Genomic DNA, 16,590 nt, shown 5'->3' on the forward strand with positions numbered 1-16,590 from the left:
TGCCCTCATCATCGGGGCAATGCAGTGTGCGGGAAAGGAGACCCCATGTGTGCCGCAAGCAAAAAGAGCAAGACGCAGCAACTCAAGGAGCGCTGGGAAGACGGCGAGCTCGACTGCGGGGCGATTACGCCCGAGTTTATCAAGGGGCTCAGTCCCCGCGAGCTCGGCATGCTGGGCGAGCTGATCACCATCGATTACTTTACCGAGCGTGGATACACCTTGTTGGAGCAGGGCTATCGTTGCATTGAGGGCGAAGCCGATCTGGTGCTGCTCGATGAGCTCGACGATGTCGTGGTGATGGCCGAGGTAAAGACAAGGCGTGTCGCCCTGGATTGCGCCACGCGGGTCTTTCCCGAGGAGGCCGTGGACGCCCAAAAGCAGCGTCGGTATCGCCGTATCGCAAGTTGCTATTTCATGGAGCACTATCCGCTCAGATCGATTCGCTTCGATGCCGTGGGCGTCACCATCCGCGGCGGGCATGTCGCCGAGATCGAGCACCAGTACAATGCGTTCGATTGGCAGGTGTCGTGATGGCGTTCGAGACGTTTGCCGTACACGCGGCCTGCATCCGCGGCGTCGAGGCAATTCCCGTCACCGTCGAGGTCTCGCTTGCCGGTGGCGTTCCGGGCATCCAGATGCTCGGCATTCCGAGTATGGAGGTGATGGAGTCGCGCGGGCGTATCCGGTGCGCCATGCGCTCGGCCGGCTTCGAGATTCCTCGGTCTGGCATTACCGTCAACCTGGCACCTGGCGATATCCGCAAAACTGGCAGCGGTTTTGACCTGCCGATTGCCATCGCGGTTCTGGCGGCCGATGGGCAGATTCCCCGTGACAACCTCGATCGCTGCCTTATCGCAGGTGAGCTTGGTCTGGACGGCACGGTGTTGCCCGTCAAGGGCGAGGTGGCGTTTCAGCTGTTGGCGCGCGATATGGGGCTTTCCTTTATCGCCGGTAGGTCCGATCAGCATGTGCCGCTTGCGGGCGTTGACTGCGGGTTTATCGACCACCTATCTCAGCTTGCCCATGGCATGGGGGATGCCGCACGGCATTACCTGGATTCTGAAGTGCTCGAGGCAACCTTTGAGCCCGAGCTCGATTATGCCGACGTGCTGGGGCAGGAGGTCGCCAAACGTGGCATGGCGCTTGCGGCCGCCGGCGAGCTCGGTCTGCTCATGATCGGCTCGCCCGGTTCGGGCAAGACCATGCTTGCGCGGCGCATGACGGGCATTTTGCCCGAGCTTTCCGTCGAGGATCAGCAGGAGGCGCTGTGCATCCATTCGGTCTTGGGCGAGAGCATCGATGGCCTGCTTGCGGGGCATCGTCCCTTCCGCAGCCCACATCACAGCATTTCGACTGCGGGACTCATCGGCGGCGGGCGTCCGGTGCATCCGGGCGAAATTAGCCTAGCTCATGGCGGCGTGCTCTTTTTGGACGAGCTCGCCGAGTTTCCCACTGGCGTGCTGCAGACGCTGCGTCAGCCCATCGAGCGCGGTTACGTGAGGATCGTTCGCGTTGACGGGGCTTTTACGTTTCCGTCGCGCTTTCAGCTGCTAGCTGCGAGCAATCCCTGCCCCTGCGGCTTTTTGGGCGATCGTGAAGTGCCGTGTCGCTGCTCGGCGGCGATGGTCGAGCGTTACCGGGGCAAGTTGCGCGGTCCTTTGGCTGATCGTATCGACATGATGATCGACGTGACCCGCCCCGATCCTCAGGTGATCATTGAGGGCGCGGAGGGTATGTCTTCGGCTGAGCTGCGCGATTACGTCGTGCGTGGGCGCGCCTTTCGCGCCTGGCGTGAATCCCGTATGGACGATGCGGACACCGAGGCCGAGGAAGACGAGTCGCGGTCCATTGACGGCGTCGTTTCGACCTTTGGTCTTGATGAGGCTGCCGAGAAATGCGTGCTCGGCCTGTCGAAGCGCACGCATCTCACGGGTCGCGGCATCGTACGCCTGGTACGCATTGCACGCACGATCGCCGATGTCGCCGAAAGCGAACGGGTGACGCAGGATCACGTGCTCGAGGCGGCGATGTATCAGGGAAGGAGGGACCAATGATGGCCGAGGGGACCTTCGAGCTGCATCCAGGTGATGCGTTGTATCCCGAGACCGTATTGGAGCTTTCTGATGTACCCCAGACGCTCTATGTGCGCGGCAACCCCGAGGTGCTTTCGACGCCCGCGCTCTCCATCATCGGTGCACGCAAGGCATCGCCGTACGGTCTTGCCGTGGCAGAACTTGCGGCCAAGGTGGCGGTTGAGGCGGGAGTGACGGTGGTCTCGGGCGGTGCGGTCGGCTGCGACCAGGCGTCGGGTTGGGCTGCGGTCAACGCCGGGGGCAAACACGTCGTGGTACTGGGGACCGGCGCCGATGTTGTCTATCCGCGCTCGAGCGCCGGTCTCATCGCACGCACGCTCGATACGGGCGGCGCGGTCGTTTCGATTTCGCCGTGGGGTATGGGACCGCGTAAGTTCGCCTTTCCGCGGCGCAATCGCGTAATCGCCGCCTTGTCGCAGGCACTCTTTGTTTCCGAGGCGGGCATGCCCTCGGGTACGTTTTCTACCGCTGAGGCCGCCATGGACCTGGGACGAGAACTGCTTGCAGTGCCGGGCTCAATCCTTTCTCCCGAGTCGCGCGGGACCAACTATCTCATCGCTAACGGAGCCTGCTGCATCATCGACGAGGAATCAATCGAGATGGCTATCTCGCGCATCTACGGCACGCTGCGTTACTCGCGCCCCGATGCACCTGGCATCGCCGATCTGGACCCCGCGCAGCAGGCCGTGATGCACGCGCTTATCGCCTCGCCGCTCAAGGTCGACGACATTGCCGCGCTCGTCTCGCTTGATGCTGTCGGCGTGCTCAAGCTCTTGGGCTCGCTCGAGCTCGAGGGTCTTATCGAGCGCATGATGGATGGAAGGTATGCGCCCTCAAAGTTTGCGCTTCACGCCCAGACGCCCTTCGGTCACAATGGAAAGCGTGTCAATTAGAAAGGTGTTTGCAGATGCAGTTCGATCAGGTGACGGTTATCGGTGGCGGTCTGGCGGGTTCGGAATGTGCGATCCAGCTGGCAGATCGCGGGTTTGCCGTAAAGCTGTGCGAGATGCGCCCCCAGGTGAGCTCTCCTGCCCACCATACCGATCACTTGGCCGAGCTCGTCTGCTCAAATTCGTTTAAGTCAACCCGTCCGGATTCCGCTGCTGGCCTACTAAAGGCTGAGCTCGAGCGCATGGGTTCGGTACTGCTCGATTGCGCCCATCGTGCGGCCGTTCCCGCTGGCGGTGCCCTGGCGGTCGACCGCGTTAAGTTTTCCGAGCTTGTCGAGGCCGAGGTTGCCGCCCGGCCCAATATCGAGGTCGTGCACGGCGAGGTCACGCAGATTCCCGAGGGCCACGTGGTCATTGCCGCAGGGCCCTTGTGCTCGCCGGCGCTGAGCGAAGAGGTCATGAAGCTCGTCGGCGGCGATGCCCTGGCGTTTTTTGATGCCGCCGCGCCGATCGTCGATGCCTCCACGCTCGATATGGACGTGCTGTTTTCGCAGTCGCGCTACGAGGAGCAGGGGAGCGGTGACTATCTCAACGCTCCGCTCAACAAGGAGGAGTACGAGGCCTTTATCGAGGCACTCACCACCGCCGACCGCGTGGTGCTCAAGGACTTTGAGGGCGGCGACCTCTTCCAGGCCTGTCAGCCCGCCGAGGAGGTCGCCCGTACCGGCAAGGATGCCATTCGCTTTGGCGCCATGAAGCCCGTCGGCCTCACCGACCCGCGTACCGGACGTCGCCCCTGGGCGGCGATTCAGCTGCGAGCCGAGAACAAGGAAAAGACCGCCTATAACCTGGTGGGCTTCCAGACGAATTTGACTTTTGGCGAGCAGAAGCGTGTCTTCCACATGGTTCCCGGTCTGGAAAATGCCGAGTTCTTCCGTTATGGCGTCATGCACCGCAATACCTTTGTCGATGCGCCGCACGTTCTTGACGACACCTTTGCCGTGCCCGGTACGAGCGTGCGTCTTGCCGGTCAGATCACCGGCACCGAAGGCTATATGGAGGCCGTGGCGACCGGTCTGCTCGCTGCAATCAACACCTATGCCGAGGCAATCGAGGCGGAGCCTGTTGAGTTACCGCGAGTGGGCGCCCTGGGTGCGCTCGTGGGCTATGCGACCGATCCGGCAACCGTGGGCTATCAGCCCATGCACGTTAACTTTGGCTTGGTGCCGCCGCTCGAGGACGGCAAGCGCCGCAGCAAGCGCGACCGTTACCAGGCTTATGCGGATCGCGCCCTCGAGGCCCTCGATGCCTACTTGGCCTCGCGTTCCGACTTGTTTGGAGGCGACCGGTCATAGCCTTTGACCTGTACGATACCGTCGACTCGTTTATCGCCTACATCGCACGTGTCGAGGGGCTCTCTCCCAATACGGTGACTGCCTATGGATCGCGGTTGGAGCGCTTTGCTGCCTGGTGCGAGCGTGCGGGTGTCGATGCGCGTATGGCCGACGTGCGTACCGTCCGCGCGTATTTGGCCGAGCTTTCGCGCGAGCAGGTGGCACCTCGCACTCTTGCGGCACATTTGTCGGCTATTCGGTCGCTCTATCGATGGATGGCTGCCGAGGGGTTTGTCGAGGGTGATGCGGTCTCGGCGATCGCGTCGCCCAAGCTGCCGCGCGACCTGCCCGGTGTCCTTACGACTCAGCAGGTCGAGGCGCTGCTCAAGACGCCTGATACCTCGACTCCCGCGGGACTGCGCGATGCGGCGATGCTCGAGTTGCTCTATGCCTCGGGTGCCCGCATCTCGGAGCTTGCTGCGCTTAACGTGGAATCCATCGCTTGGTCGGAGCGCGTGGTTCGCCTTTGGGGCAAAGGCAGCAAGGAGCGCATCGTGCCTCTGTACCGCCGGGCGCTCGAGGCGGCTCGATGCTATGTCGAGCAGGGGAGACCGGAGCTGCTCGTCCATGCAAAGCATCGCGACGCCGCAGCCGGTCTGCATCCGCTGTTTATTTCTGCGCGTGGCAATCGCATGAGTGCCGCTATGCTCAGACGACGGTTCCATATGCTGGCGAATCTCGCCGGCATTCCGGCCGACATCGCGCCGCATGCGATGCGCCACACCTTTGCGACCGATCTGCTCGAGGGCGGCGCGGACCTGCGTTCGGTTCAAGAGCTGCTGGGACATGCGAGTCTGTCCACGACGCAAATCTATACGCATCTTACGCCCGATCGGCTTAAGCGTGCCGTTGCTCAAGCTCATCCTCGTGGCGAATAGCCTTTCGCGGCCCCCGTGGGTCGATGCACATTCAGGTGTGTGGTTTTGATTTCGGGTTGGCAGGAAGAGGCAATCCTGCTATCATTCATCGGGTTGCTTCGCGGCAACAGGTTTTTATCACGCACGCGCGGCTACTTCATACCGTGGTGCCCGGGCTTTGGTAGCACATGTCCGGGTTGGTTTTGGAGGATGACCCCGCGCGGAGGCAAACCACAGGAGGTTTAACATGGCTACCAAGATTAATATCCGCACCCTGCTCGAGGCCGGCTGCCACTTCGGTCACCAGACCCGTCGCTGGAACCCCAAGATGAAGCCGTTCATCTTCGGTGAGCGCAACGGCATCTATATCCTCGACCTCAAGCAGACCATCCTCGACGCCGACCAGGCCTACACCTTCGTCAAGAACGTCGCCAAGGGTGGCAACGTGCTGTTCGTCGGCACCAAGAAGCAGGCTCAGGAGGCCGTCAAGAACGCCGCTGAGCGCGCCAACATGCCTTACATCAACCAGCGTTGGCTCGGCGGCATGCTGACCAACTTCGTCACCATCCGCTCCCGCATCAACCGCATGGAGGAGCTCGAGGCCATGGTCGAGGACGGCCGTATGGCTGTTCTGCCCAAGAAAGAGCAGGCTGTTCTGGGCAAGGAGCTCACCAAGCTCCAGACCAACCTCGGTGGCGCCCGCGACATGAAGGGTCTGCCCCAGGCTCTCTTCGTCATCGACACCAAGCGCGAGGAGAACGCCATCAAGGAGGCCCAGCGCCTGAACATCCCCGTCGTCGCTCTGATCGACACCAACTCCGATCCCGACGAGGTCGAGTACGGCATCCCCTGCAACGATGACGCTATCTCCGCTGTCACCCTTATGTGCGAGCTCATGGCTGACGCCTGCCTCGCTGGCTCCGGCAAGGAGCAGGTCTCCGAGGCCGAGATGGCCGCTGAGCCCAAGGCCGAGTAAATCAGTCTTAGTTAATTCTTTTTCATTTCTTTGAAAGGAACCACAATGGCCCAGATTACCGCCGCTATGGTCAAGCAGCTCCGCGAGATGACCGACTCCCCGATGATGGAGTGCAAGAAGGCTCTCGTCGAGGCTGATGGCGACATGGACGCCGCCGTCGACGTTCTGCGCAAGAACGGCCTCGCCAAGGCTGCCAAGAAGGCTGGCCGTGAGACCAACGAGGGCGCTGTCGCCGCGTTTGTCTCCGAGGACGGCAAGACCGGCGCTCTGCTCGAGCTCTCCTGTGAGACCGACTTCGTCGGCTCCAACGCTAAGTTCACCGGCTTTGCTTCCAAGGTCGCTGAGGTTGTCGCTACCACCGAGCCTGCTGACGTCGACGCTCTGCTCGAGAAGCCGATGGGCGAGGAGACCGTTTCCTCCGAGCTCACCGAGATGATTCATATCATGGGCGAGAACATGAAGATCTCCCGTTTCGCCGCCCGCAAGGCCGATAACGGCGCTCTCGCTTCTTACATCCACATGGGTGGTAAGATCGGCGTTCTCGTCGAGTTCGCTTTCGAGAAGGCCGAGACCGCTCAGGCTGAGTCCTTCAAGACCTTTGCTCACGACGTTGCCCTTCAGGTTGCCGCCGTCGCCCCGATTTGCGCTACCCGCGATCAGGTTCCGGCCGAGACCGTCGAGCACGAGAAGCAGATCTACATGGCTCAGGCTGCCGAGTCCGGCAAGCCCGAGGCTATCCAGGAGAAGATGGCTGTTGGCCGTCTGGAGAAGTTCTACAAGCAGTCCGTGCTCACCGAGCAGGAGTTCATCAAGGACAGCTCCCTCACCATCAAGAAGTACGCTGAGCAGGTCTCCAAGGAGCTCGGCGACACCATTACCGTCGTTGCCTTTGACCGTCTGGTCCGTGGCGAGTAAATAAGCTCTTGTAGCTGGTAATGAGCAGGCTGTGGGTTTTACTCACAGCCTGCTTTTTCATGGCTCCCCGTTAAGCCTTTGATATTATGTTATGAGTCTAATTAAAGGAGGATCGCTTTGTCCGACATCCGATATAAACGCGTGCTTCTGAAGCTCTCCGGTGAAGCGCTGATGGGCGATGGCAACTACGGCATCGACCCCAAGGTTACCGATCATCTTGCCAAGCAGGTCAAGGAACTGCTCGCCGTTGGTCATGAGGTCGGCGTCGTTGTCGGCGGCGGCAACATTTTCCGCGGCATGGCAGGCGCCGCCGGTGGTATGGACCGCGCCCAGGCCGATTACATGGGCATGCTCGCTACCGTTATGAACGCGCTTGCCCTGCAGGATGCCTTCGAGCACAACGATGTTCCCTGCCGCGTGATGAGCGCAATCCAGATGAATGAGATCTGCGAGCCCTATATTCGCCGTCGCGCCATCAACCACCTGTCCAAGGGCAACGTCGTTATCTTTGCCGCCGGATCGGGTAATCCGTACTTTACGACTGATACCGCCGCGGCCCTTCGCGCCTGTGAGATCGGTGCCGAGATTCTGATTAAAGCCACCAAGGTCGATGGCATTTACGACAAGGATCCCGTCAAGTGCGCCGACGCCGTCCGCTTTGACAAGATTACCTATCATGAGGTGCTCGTTCACGGTCTGCAGGTTATGGATTCCACGGCTACGGCTCTTTGCCAGGACAACCGTATGCCCATTTTGGTCCTCAACATCGATGGCGAGGACACCGTCAAGCGCGCGCTCGCGGGTGAGCCCGTCGGCACGCTCGTCTATCAGGAGGATTAAGCATGGCAGAGAACATCACCGCCCACATGGACAAGTCACTCGAGTCCCTCAAGCATAACTTCTCCAAGGTCCGCACTGGCCGCGCTAACGCCAACATCCTGTCCGACATCACTGTCGACTACTACGGTGTTCCCACGCCCGTCACACAGGTTGCTGCCGTTAAGACCCCCGAGGCCCACATGCTGCTTATCGAGCCGTGGGATAAGGCGCTCATCAATGCCATCGTCAAGGCCATCAGTGCCTCCGACCTGGGCATTACCCCCAACTCCGATGGTACTGTCGTGCGTCTGCCGTTCCCGGCTCCCACCGAGGAGCGTCGTCGCGAGCTCGTTAAGGAGTGCCGCGAGTACGCCGAGCAGGCCAAGGTCTCCATCCGCAACATCCGCCGCGATTTTAACAACAAGCTCGAGCGCGACGAGGAGCTCACCGAGGACGATGTCCGTCGCGAGCAGGCCAAGGTCCAGAAGCATACCGACGAGTATGTCGCCAAGGTCGAGGAGCTTCTGAAGGAAAAAGAAGCCGAGGTCATGGAGATCTAAGGTGCAATACGACGAGCATAAACTGGTCGAGTACTTTGCCGACGCCCCTGCGGGCGTCGGTTTTTCCGACCTTGACCTCAATAACATCCCGCACCATATCTCGTGCATCATGGACGGCAACGGCCGTTGGGCCACGGCGCGCGGTCTTGCCCGCACCGAAGGCCACAAGGCCGGCATCGTCTCGCTGCGCGAGATCATTACCGCCTGCGTGCGCCTGGGCGTCGACGTGCTTTCGGCCTATGCATTTTCGACCGAAAACTGGAATCGCCCGCAGCACGAAGTCAACGTTCTGATGCACCTGTTTGCCAAGACGTTTATCGATGAGCTACCGCTGCTTAAGCGCGAGAATGTTCGCGTTGTCTTTTTGGGCGATATTTCCGCGCTGCCCAAGAAGACCCGCGATGTCTTTGAGCGCGGCCTTGCCGAGTGCGCCGACCATACCGGTATGACGCTGGCGCTGGCCGTTAACTACGGTGCCCGTGCTGAGATCACCCGCGCTGTCCGCCAGATCGCGATCGATGCGGCTGCCGGCAAGATTGATCCCGCCACGGTTGACGACAATATGGTGGCGTCGCATTTGTACACCGCCGGTCTTCCCGATCCGGAGCTCGTGATTCGCACTTCTGGTGAGTTGCGTCTTTCGAACTATCTGCTGTGGCAGGTTGCTTATTCCGAGTTCTATGTCACCGATACCTATTGGCCCGACTTTGATCGTTGGGGCCTTGTCGACGCCATTTTGGCCTTCCAGGGTCGCGACCGTAGGTTTGGTGGACTGAGCAAGACCGAGGAGGCTTAATCGTGTCCGAACGTCCCAAGGCATCCGCTCCCAAGGCACCTACTTCCGCGACGCCCGCGCGTAAGGCTGCCACTGCGGGAGCGCCTGCGGCGAAGAGCAGCTCCGGTTCGTGGCTGGCGGGCTTTATCACCCGTGCCGCCGCCGGTATCGTCTATGCTGTTGTCTTTATCCTGTGCCTGGTTTTGGGTATTGTGCCCACGGCCATCTTCGTGTCCGTCATGAGCGGTCTGTGCTGCTACGAGTTCTTCCGCATGACGAGGCTCGACGGCAAGGTTGCCAACGAGCGCCTTGGTATCGCTGCCGCCGTGCTCTTTCCGCTCTCGGCACTGGGCGATTCGCTGCTATTGAACGCCCTGCTGTTCGCTTTGATGCTTGCCGTCGGTATCTGGTATGTCTGGTCTCCGCGCACGCGCATCTCTGACGTTGCCGTGACGCTCATGGGCCCTATCTACACTGGCTTTATGCTGTCGGCTATCGTGCTACTGCGCGATGCCGTGCCCGGTTTTGCCGGCGCCCTGCTTTCGGTGGGCGTTTGTGCGTCCCTTTGGGTCTCCGACTCGTTTGCCTACATCGTGGGCAGCCGTATCGGCAAGCATAAGATGGTTCCCAAGATCTCTCCCAAAAAGAGCTGGGAAGGCTTTGTCGGCGGCATTTTGGGCTCTGTCTTGATCTGGCTCATCCTGTGGGCAACGCACTTCTATAAACTGAGCCTGCCCTATGCACTGCTTTGCGGCGTGGTCGTCTCCATCCTGGGCGTTATCGGCGACCTCATCGAGTCACGTATCAAGCGCGGTGTGGGCGTCAAAGATTCCGGCAATCTCATCCCGGGCCACGGCGGCATGCTCGACCGTAGCGACTCGCTCATCTTTGGCTGCATTACCGCGCAGCTGCTGCTGATGATCGGAGGCGTGCTGTAATGGCTTATCAGACCACCTACGGTCCCGACGGCCGTCTTCGTGTTGCCATTCTGGGCTGTACAGGTTCTATCGGCACTCAGGCGCTCGACGTGTGCCGTCAGCATGCCGATCGTCTGCAGGTGACGGCGCTGTCCGTTAACTCCAGCACCTCCGAGCTCGTTGCCGCTGCCCGTGAGTTCTCGGTTCCGGCGGTTGCCGTGGCTGACGCCTCCCATGGCTCCGACGCGGTGCTGCAGGAACTGCCCGAGGGCACAGAGCTTGGCGTCGGCGCGCAGGCCGTGTGCGAGCTTGCATGCCGCGATGATGTCGACTGCGTGCTCGTGGCCATCGTGGGCGCTGCCGGTCTTGAGGCGAGCCATGCTGCCCTGACCTCGAACAAGCGTCTTGCCTTGGCCAATAAGGAGTCGCTCGTCGTCGGTGGCGACCTGCTGATGCCGTTGGCGCAGCCGGGTCAGCTTATCCCGGTCGACTCCGAGCATTCTGCCATCTACCAGTGCTATCTGGGCGAGAATCCGCGTGAGGCTCACTGCATTTGGCTTACCTGCTCGGGCGGCCCGTTCTTTGGCCGCACGCGTGGCGAGCTCGATCGCGTGACGCGCGCCGATGCCCTGGCGCATCCTACGTGGGCTATGGGTGCCAAGATCACGATTGACTCCGCCACCCTCATGAACAAAGGTCTGGAGCGTATCGAGGCCATGCATCTGTTTGGCTGTGATCTTGATTTCATTAACGTGGTCGTGCAGCGCCAGTCCAAGATTCACTCCATGGTCGAGTTTGCCGACGGCTCTGTGATGGCGCATCTCGGTGCCTCCGACATGCGCATTCCCATCCAGTTTGCCTTCTCGTATCCCGAGCGTTGGGATACGCCGGCTCCGCGTATCGATTTCCGCGAGTTGGGGCAGCTTACCTTTGACGCGGCCGACATGGATACCTTCCGCTGCCTTGCGCTGGCCGAACGTGCCGGCAAGACGGGCGGCACCATGCCGTGCGTGCTCAATGCCGCCAACGAGGTCGCCGTCGATGCCTTCCTGCATGATGGCTGCAGCTTTACCGATATCGATCGCATTGTGGAATCCTGCATGGATGCTCACGATGCCCAGACGGTCGATTCGTTTGAACAACTTCGCGACATCGATGCGTGGGCGCGTGAAAAGGCCGCGCAGGTGCTCGCTGCAACCCGTTCTTAACCCATAAGGATTGCTTTTTCGTTTTATGGATACTGTTCTGAGTGTTCTCTCATCGGTCTTTTGGGGCCTGCTGATGCTTTCCGTCCTCGTGTTTTTGCACGAGGGCGGCCACTTTTTGGCGGCGCGTGCCTGCGGTGCTCGCGTGACCGAGTTCTTTTTGGGCCTGCCGTGTCGCTTTGATATCCACCACACATCGCGTCGCATCGGCACCAGGTTTGGCGTGACGCCGCTGCTGCTGGGTGGCTATGCTGCCATCTGTGGCATGGATCCGACCGATGTCTCGTGTGCCGATCGCGTGCTTGCGGCCATCTATCGCCACGGCCGTGTGACGGTGGCCGATCTTGCTGTCGAGCTCGAGCTGTCCGAGGAGGATGTTCTCGAGGCCTGTGCTTTGCTGTTGGGCTGGGGCTCCATCGCCCCCTGGTATGAAGAAGGGGAAAAGCCTTCGCCCAGTTACTATCCCACCAAGTACCAGACCCTGCCGCGCGATGCTGCAGGATATACCACCTTTGACGGTCGCAAGTTCGATCGAGAGCATGCGACTGCCGAGGGCGATGTATGGGAACTGCCGTGCGGCGAGGCCGAATTCCTTGCACGTGAGCGCTCGCACACCTATTTGGGCCAGGGCTTTGTCAAGCGTGCCTTTATGCTGCTTGCGGGCATTATCGTCAATATCCTGACGGGCTTTTTGCTCCTTATGAGCATCTATTCCATCGCAGGTGTCACGGTACCGGTGGATACCAATGTGATTGGCCAGGTTGACGAAGGCTCGATTGCCGCCGCGGCGGGAATCGAGGGCGGCGACGTGATCCTTTCGGTCGACGGAGTATCGTGCTCTACCTGGATGGACGTTTACGATGCCATTGGCAAGGCTGCCGGTAAGGACGATATCGCCATCGAGTACGAGCGTGACGGCAAGCAGCATTCGACCACGGTTGCACTCAAAGAGGACGAGCGCCTCGGTGTGTATGCCTCTACGCAGGTGGTCCGTTTGGACCCCATCACGTCGGCTCGTCTGTCCTTCTCCTATGTCGTGCAGACAGCGGAGGGTGTGATGCGCCTGCTCCAGCCGCAGCATACGATGGAGATTCTCGATCAGTCCTCTTCGATCGTGGGTATTAGCGTTATGTCCTCGCAGGCTGCTGCTGCCGGCCCTGCCACGTTCCTTTCGTTTGCCGCCCTCATTTCGTTCTCGCTTGGCTTTATGAACCTGCTGCCCATCCCACCACTCGATGGCGGCAAGCTGGTCATCGAGATCATTCAAAAGATTGCGGGCCGCGAGCTTCCGCTCAAGATCCAGACGATTGTGAGCTATGTGGGCATCGCGCTCTTTGCGCTGTTGTTTGTCTATATGCTTCGTTCCGACGTCCTTCGATTTATTCTGTAGGGGAGTGGTTGGATTGTCTTTATCCCATCCTTTGCCTCGCGAGCTGACGCGTCCCGTGCATGTGGGCGGCGTGCAGATCGGTGGCGGCGCGCCGGTGGTGGTCCAGTCCATGACCTGCACCGATACCGCTGATGCCCAGGCAACGCTTGCGCAAGTGCGTGCTTTGGCGCAGGCTGGCTGCGATATCGTGCGCGTGAGCGTGCCCACCGAGGCCGCGCTTGAGGGTTTCCGCACCATCTGTGCCGAGTCTCCAGTGCCGATTGTTGCCGATATCCACTTTAACCATAAGCTCGCCATTGGTGCCATTGAGGCCGGTGCCGCTAAGCTGCGCATCAATCCCGGCAATATCGGCGATTGGGCCAAGGTTGACGCGGTGATCGATGCTGCGGGTGCCGCGGGCTGCGCGATTCGTATCGGCGTCAATGCCGGTTCGCTTGAGCAGGATATCGCCGAGCGTGACGACCTCACGCAGCCCGAAAAGCTCGTGATGTCGAGCGAGCGTTTCGTCAACCATTTTGAAGACCGCGGCTTTACGAACATTGTGCTTTCGGCCAAGGCCCATAGCGTGCAAACGACGCTCGATACCTATCGAGCCCTGTCGCGTGAGATTCCCCACGTTCCGCTTCACTTGGGCGTAACCGAGGCGGGTACCAAGTTACAGGGCACCATCAAGAGCTCCGTGGGCCTTGGTATCCTGCTGTCTGAGGGTATCGGTGACACCATGCGCGTCTCGCTCACGGCCGATCCGGTTGAGGAGCCGCCGGTCGCCTGGGGAATCTTGCAGTCGCTGGGCCTGCGTCGCCGTGGCCCCGAGATTGTCTCATGTCCCACGTGCGCCCGCTGTCAGGTTAACCTGATCGCAATCGCTGAGGAAGTAACCGAGCGGCTTAAGAACTATGCCGCGCCGCTTTCGATTGCCGTCATGGGATGTGCCGTTAATGGCCCCGGTGAGGCTTCTGATGCCGACCTGGGCGTTGCTTGCGGACGTGGTCAGGCCCTGCTCTTTTCGCATGGCCGGATCATTGGTAAAGTAGCTGAGGATCAAATTGTCGACGCGCTTATGGCCGAGGTCGACAAGCTTATTGAGGAGAAATAAATGACCCGAGCAATGTATATGTCTAAGCTCTATGCACCGACGCTCAAAGAGGATCCGGCCGACGCCGAGCTTGCAAGCCATCGTCTGCTGCTTCGTGCCGGTATGATCCGCAAGGAGGCCGCCGGTCTGTATTCCTATCTGCCGCTCGCTTGGCGCTCGATTCGTAAGATCGAGAATATCGTGCGCGACGAGATGGACGCCGCCGGCGCTCAGGAGCTCATGATGCCTATTATGGTCGATGCCGAGCTGTGGCGTGAGTCCGGCCGCATCGATGCCTATGGCAAGGAGCTCGTGCGCTTTGACGACCGTCATGGTCGCGAGTTTGTGCTGGGCCCCACGCATGAGGAGACCGTCACGGCCCTGGTGCGCAACGAGCTGCGCTCCTATAAGCAGCTGCCCGTCAACCTGTACCACATTCAGGACAAGTTCCGCGATGAGTTCCGTCCCCGCTTTGGCCTAATGCGTGGTCGTGAGTTCATCATGAAGGACGCCTACAGCTTCTCTGGCACGCAGGAGAGTCTGCAGGAGGAGTACGACAAGATGAAGCAGGCCTACGCCAACATCTGCGAGCGCTGCTACATCAAGGCTCTGCCCGTTGTCGCCGACTCCGGCGAGATCGGCGGCGACACCTCCGTCGAGTACATGGCTCTGGCCGACGCCGGCGAGGCCTCGCTCGTCTACTGCGACGATTGCGGCTTTGCTGCCGATGACGAGGCTGCAAGCACCAAGGTCGTTGTGACCGAGGGCCCCGGAGACGGTACGCTCACCAAGGTTGAGACTCCGGGCATGGGCACCATTGAGGCCGTCGCCAAGTTCTTCGGCTTCCCCGAGAACGGTACGCGCAAGTCGCTGGCGTTGATCGACTCCGAGGGCAAGCCAGTCGTGGCCATTGTCCCGGGCGACCATGAGCTCAACGATTGCAAGGCCGAGCATGTCTTTGGCAAGGGCTATCGCATGATGACCGACGAGGAGCTCCAGACCTACGGTCTGCACAAGGGCTTTATCGGACCGGTGAACCTGCCCGAGGGAATCCGTCTGGTGTGCGACGAGAGCCTGCGCGAGTCTAAGCAGTGGGCCTGCGGTGCCAACGAGGTTGATTATCACTTTACCGGTGCCTGCCCCGAGCGCGACTTTACTGTCGACGAGTGGGCCGACCTGGTCACCGTCGTCGCTGGCGATCCCTGCCCGCACTGCGGCAAGCCGCTTTCTGCTGCTCGCGGCATCGAGGTCTCCCAGGTCTTCCAGCTGGGTACCAAGTACTCCGAGGCCATGGGTGCCACCTTTATGGACGAGGACGGCAAGGAGAAGCCGCTTATCATGGGTTGCTACGGCGTGGGCGTGTCTCGCTCGCTCGCTGCCGTCGTGGAGCAGCACAACGACGAGCACGGCATCGTCTGGCCGGTCTCCGTCGCCCCGTACGAGGTTGCGGTGATTCCGCTCGACCCCAAGAAGGAGGAGTGCGCTTCCGTCTGCGAGCAGATCGTTGATGGCCTGTGCGCCGAGGGTATCGAGGTCGTCGTCGACGACCGTGACGAGCGTCCCGGGTTTAAGTTTGCCGACAACGACCTTATGGGCTTCCCGTATCAGGTTGTTCTGGGTAAGCGCGGCCTTAAGAACGGCACCGTCGAGCTCAAGGACCGTGCTACCGGCGAGCGTGAGGACGTGGCGATCGACGAGGTCGTCGCCAAGGTTGCCGAGCTGGTGAAGGCTGCCCGTCGCTAATCGACGTTTCTGCTATTTGATGTAATTGCTGGACTGCCCCGTATTTCTCTTAGGATGAGATGCGGGGCAGTCCTTTTTGTTGCGTGAATCAGCTCGATGGGTAAAAGGAAACCCCGCAGCCCAAGCGAGCTGCGGGGTTTCCTTAGTGCCTCCGATGCGAAATGAATCGCTCAGATATTACTGGTAATCGACGACGTCGATCCAGTTCTTCAGGAACTCATCGTTCACGTTGCGCTTACGAGCGAGCTCGGAAGCGGCGACGATGCTCGTCCACTGACGCACGACCTGCATGGGCATGTCGGCGCGGTCGCAGTAGAGCTCCAGATAAGCCTCGGCCTGGTCCTTGCTGTTGAGGGCAAAGAGCAGATAGGTGGTGGCAACGTCGGCAGCAGGGGAGCCCTGAGTAGCGTGTGCCCAGTCGCACACATAGAGCTGGCCGTCGTCGCCGACGATGACGTTGGAGGGGTTGAAGTCGCCGTGGCAGACCTTGAACTCCTTGGTCATGCCGTCCAGACGCTCCTGAAGGTTGTAGCGCGTGGTGGCATTGAGCTGATCGAGGCTGTCGATCATGCGGGCGAACTTGTCGCGCTGACGGTTGAGCAGCGGGGAGGTGTAGCCGTGGATCTCGATCTGGAGGTCGACGAACATCTCGAGGTACTCACCAAAGCGCTGGGGCTCGGCAGTCATCTTCTCGGCAAGGGTGGTACCCGGGACCTTCTCGGTCACGAGCGCCCAGCCGTTGGCGTTCTCGAGCTGAGAAACCTCGAGAGCCTTGGGGCTGCGGATGCCGCACTCATTGATGCGGGCAAGATTCAAAGCCTCGTTGAACACGTCGGAGACGGGCTTGGTCTCGTTAAAGACCTTGACGATCTTGTCGCCCAGGTCGTAAACGACCTTGTTGCCGCGACGGACGAGTTCGGTCTTGGAATCGGGTAGCAGCATGGTTGCATCCTTTCAACGATGCGATAGAAGCGACGGCGG

At 60.6% G+C, this 16,590-nt stretch carries 16 protein-coding genes; 15 read left to right on the forward strand and 1 reads right to left on the reverse strand.

The genetic code is table 11. The annotated features are described in order from the left end of the window. The first annotated feature begins 45 nt into the window (after nt 1-45). The 15 genes from AB5Z20_RS01195 (at nt 46) to AB5Z20_RS01265 (ending at nt 15,609) form a co-directional block, all read left to right on the forward strand. Nucleotides 46-531 carry a YraN family protein gene (locus AB5Z20_RS01195; RefSeq protein ID WP_368155964.1) on the forward strand — a complete coding sequence of 162 codons (486 nt, stop codon included), beginning with the start codon at nt 46-48 and terminating at the stop codon, nt 529-531. Then, nucleotides 531-2,054 carry a YifB family Mg chelatase-like AAA ATPase gene (locus tag AB5Z20_RS01200; RefSeq protein WP_368155965.1) on the forward strand — a complete coding sequence of 508 codons (1,524 nt, stop codon included), beginning with the start codon at nt 531-533 and terminating at the stop codon, nt 2,052-2,054. The genes AB5Z20_RS01195 and AB5Z20_RS01200 overlap by 1 nt, the downstream gene beginning before the upstream one ends. Continuing rightward, on the forward strand, nt 2,054-2,986 hold the full coding sequence (locus tag AB5Z20_RS01205) for a DNA-processing protein DprA (protein WP_368155967.1): 933 nt from the start codon (nt 2,054-2,056) through the stop codon (nt 2,984-2,986). Before AB5Z20_RS01200 ends, AB5Z20_RS01205 begins: the two co-directional genes overlap by 1 nt. A gap of 14 nt (nt 2,987-3,000) precedes the next feature. Further along, the gene (gene trmFO, locus AB5Z20_RS01210) at nt 3,001-4,338 is read left to right on the forward strand and encodes a methylenetetrahydrofolate--tRNA-(uracil(54)-C(5))-methyltransferase (FADH(2)-oxidizing) TrmFO (protein WP_368155969.1); all 1,338 of its coding nucleotides are present in this window, start codon (nt 3,001-3,003) and stop codon (nt 4,336-4,338) included. 8 nt (nt 4,339-4,346) lie between these two features. Then, complete coding sequence (locus AB5Z20_RS01215) at nt 4,347-5,255, forward strand: tyrosine recombinase (RefSeq protein WP_368156061.1); 909 nt, start codon at nt 4,347-4,349, stop codon at nt 5,253-5,255. 226 nt (nt 5,256-5,481) lie between these two features. Beyond that, nucleotides 5,482-6,210 carry a 30S ribosomal protein S2 gene (rpsB, locus tag AB5Z20_RS01220; RefSeq protein ID WP_006236109.1) on the forward strand — a complete coding sequence of 243 codons (729 nt, stop codon included), beginning with the start codon at nt 5,482-5,484 and terminating at the stop codon, nt 6,208-6,210. Nucleotides 6,211-6,255: 45 nt separating this feature from the next. After that, nucleotides 6,256-7,125 carry a translation elongation factor Ts gene (gene tsf, locus AB5Z20_RS01225; RefSeq protein ID WP_368155971.1) on the forward strand — a complete coding sequence of 290 codons (870 nt, stop codon included), beginning with the start codon at nt 6,256-6,258 and terminating at the stop codon, nt 7,123-7,125. Nucleotides 7,126-7,242: 117 nt separating this feature from the next. Continuing rightward, nucleotides 7,243-7,965 carry a UMP kinase gene (pyrH, locus tag AB5Z20_RS01230; RefSeq protein ID WP_368155973.1) on the forward strand — a complete coding sequence of 241 codons (723 nt, stop codon included), beginning with the start codon at nt 7,243-7,245 and terminating at the stop codon, nt 7,963-7,965. A 2-nt stretch (nt 7,966-7,967) separates the two neighbouring features. Next, nucleotides 7,968-8,504 carry a ribosome recycling factor gene (gene frr / locus AB5Z20_RS01235; protein WP_022094734.1) on the forward strand — a complete coding sequence of 179 codons (537 nt, stop codon included), beginning with the start codon at nt 7,968-7,970 and terminating at the stop codon, nt 8,502-8,504. A gap of 1 nt (nt 8,505) precedes the next feature. Beyond that, nucleotides 8,506-9,300, forward strand: a complete 795-nt coding sequence (locus tag AB5Z20_RS01240) for an isoprenyl transferase (RefSeq protein WP_368155974.1) — start codon at nt 8,506-8,508, stop codon at nt 9,298-9,300. Between the two features lie 2 nt (nt 9,301-9,302). Then, entirely contained in the window at nt 9,303-10,217 is a 915-nt protein-coding gene (locus AB5Z20_RS01245; RefSeq protein ID WP_343006965.1) for a phosphatidate cytidylyltransferase, read from the forward strand. After that, the gene (gene dxr / locus AB5Z20_RS01250; protein ID WP_368155976.1) at nt 10,217-11,404 is read left to right on the forward strand and encodes a 1-deoxy-D-xylulose-5-phosphate reductoisomerase; all 1,188 of its coding nucleotides are present in this window, start codon (nt 10,217-10,219) and stop codon (nt 11,402-11,404) included. The genes AB5Z20_RS01245 and dxr overlap by 1 nt, the downstream gene beginning before the upstream one ends. 25 nt (nt 11,405-11,429) lie before the next feature. After that, nucleotides 11,430-12,791 (forward strand): RIP metalloprotease, encoded by a 1,362-nt coding sequence (locus AB5Z20_RS01255; RefSeq protein ID WP_368155977.1) that lies wholly within the window; start codon nt 11,430-11,432, stop codon nt 12,789-12,791. Nucleotides 12,792-12,804: 13 nt separating this feature from the next. Further along, nucleotides 12,805-13,887, forward strand: a complete 1,083-nt coding sequence (gene ispG, locus AB5Z20_RS01260; protein WP_368155979.1) for a flavodoxin-dependent (E)-4-hydroxy-3-methylbut-2-enyl-diphosphate synthase — start codon at nt 12,805-12,807, stop codon at nt 13,885-13,887. Continuing rightward, entirely contained in the window at nt 13,888-15,609 is a 1,722-nt protein-coding gene (locus AB5Z20_RS01265) for a proline--tRNA ligase (RefSeq protein WP_368155981.1), read from the forward strand. Nucleotides 15,610-15,786: 177 nt separating this feature from the next. Here AB5Z20_RS01265 and AB5Z20_RS01270 read toward each other — a convergent pair whose 3' ends face one another. Further along, on the reverse strand, nt 15,787-16,551 hold the full coding sequence (locus tag AB5Z20_RS01270; protein WP_006236119.1) for an aminoglycoside phosphotransferase family protein: 765 nt from the start codon (nt 16,549-16,551) through the stop codon (nt 15,787-15,789). Nucleotides 16,552-16,590: the final 39 nt, after the last annotated feature.

Source organism: Collinsella aerofaciens (genome assembly GCF_040910245.1).
Taxonomy (GTDB): domain Bacteria; phylum Actinomycetota; class Coriobacteriia; order Coriobacteriales; family Coriobacteriaceae; genus Collinsella.

What these genes read in the sequence shown, in the direction of transcription:
- AB5Z20_RS01195 (WP_368155964.1), top strand. Translation starts at nt 46, where the DNA reads ATGTGTGCCGCAAGCAAAAAGAGCAAGACGCAGCAACTCAAGGAGCGC.
- AB5Z20_RS01200 (WP_368155965.1), top strand. Translation starts at nt 531, where the DNA reads ATGGCGTTCGAGACGTTTGCCGTACACGCGGCCTGCATCCGCGGCGTC.
- AB5Z20_RS01205 (WP_368155967.1), top strand. Translation starts at nt 2,054, where the DNA reads ATGGCCGAGGGGACCTTCGAGCTGCATCCAGGTGATGCGTTGTATCCC.
- trmFO (WP_368155969.1), top strand. Translation starts at nt 3,001, where the DNA reads ATGCAGTTCGATCAGGTGACGGTTATCGGTGGCGGTCTGGCGGGTTCG.
- rpsB (WP_006236109.1), top strand. Translation starts at nt 5,482, where the DNA reads ATGGCTACCAAGATTAATATCCGCACCCTGCTCGAGGCCGGCTGCCAC.
- tsf (WP_368155971.1), top strand. Translation starts at nt 6,256, where the DNA reads ATGGCCCAGATTACCGCCGCTATGGTCAAGCAGCTCCGCGAGATGACC.
- frr (WP_022094734.1), top strand. Translation starts at nt 7,968, where the DNA reads ATGGCAGAGAACATCACCGCCCACATGGACAAGTCACTCGAGTCCCTC.
- dxr (WP_368155976.1), top strand. Translation starts at nt 10,217, where the DNA reads ATGGCTTATCAGACCACCTACGGTCCCGACGGCCGTCTTCGTGTTGCC.
- AB5Z20_RS01255 (WP_368155977.1), top strand. Translation starts at nt 11,430, where the DNA reads ATGGATACTGTTCTGAGTGTTCTCTCATCGGTCTTTTGGGGCCTGCTG.
- AB5Z20_RS01265 (WP_368155981.1), top strand. Translation starts at nt 13,888, where the DNA reads ATGACCCGAGCAATGTATATGTCTAAGCTCTATGCACCGACGCTCAAA.
- AB5Z20_RS01270 (WP_006236119.1), bottom strand. Translation starts at nt 16,551, where the DNA reads ATGCTGCTACCCGATTCCAAGACCGAACTCGTCCGTCGCGGCAACAAG.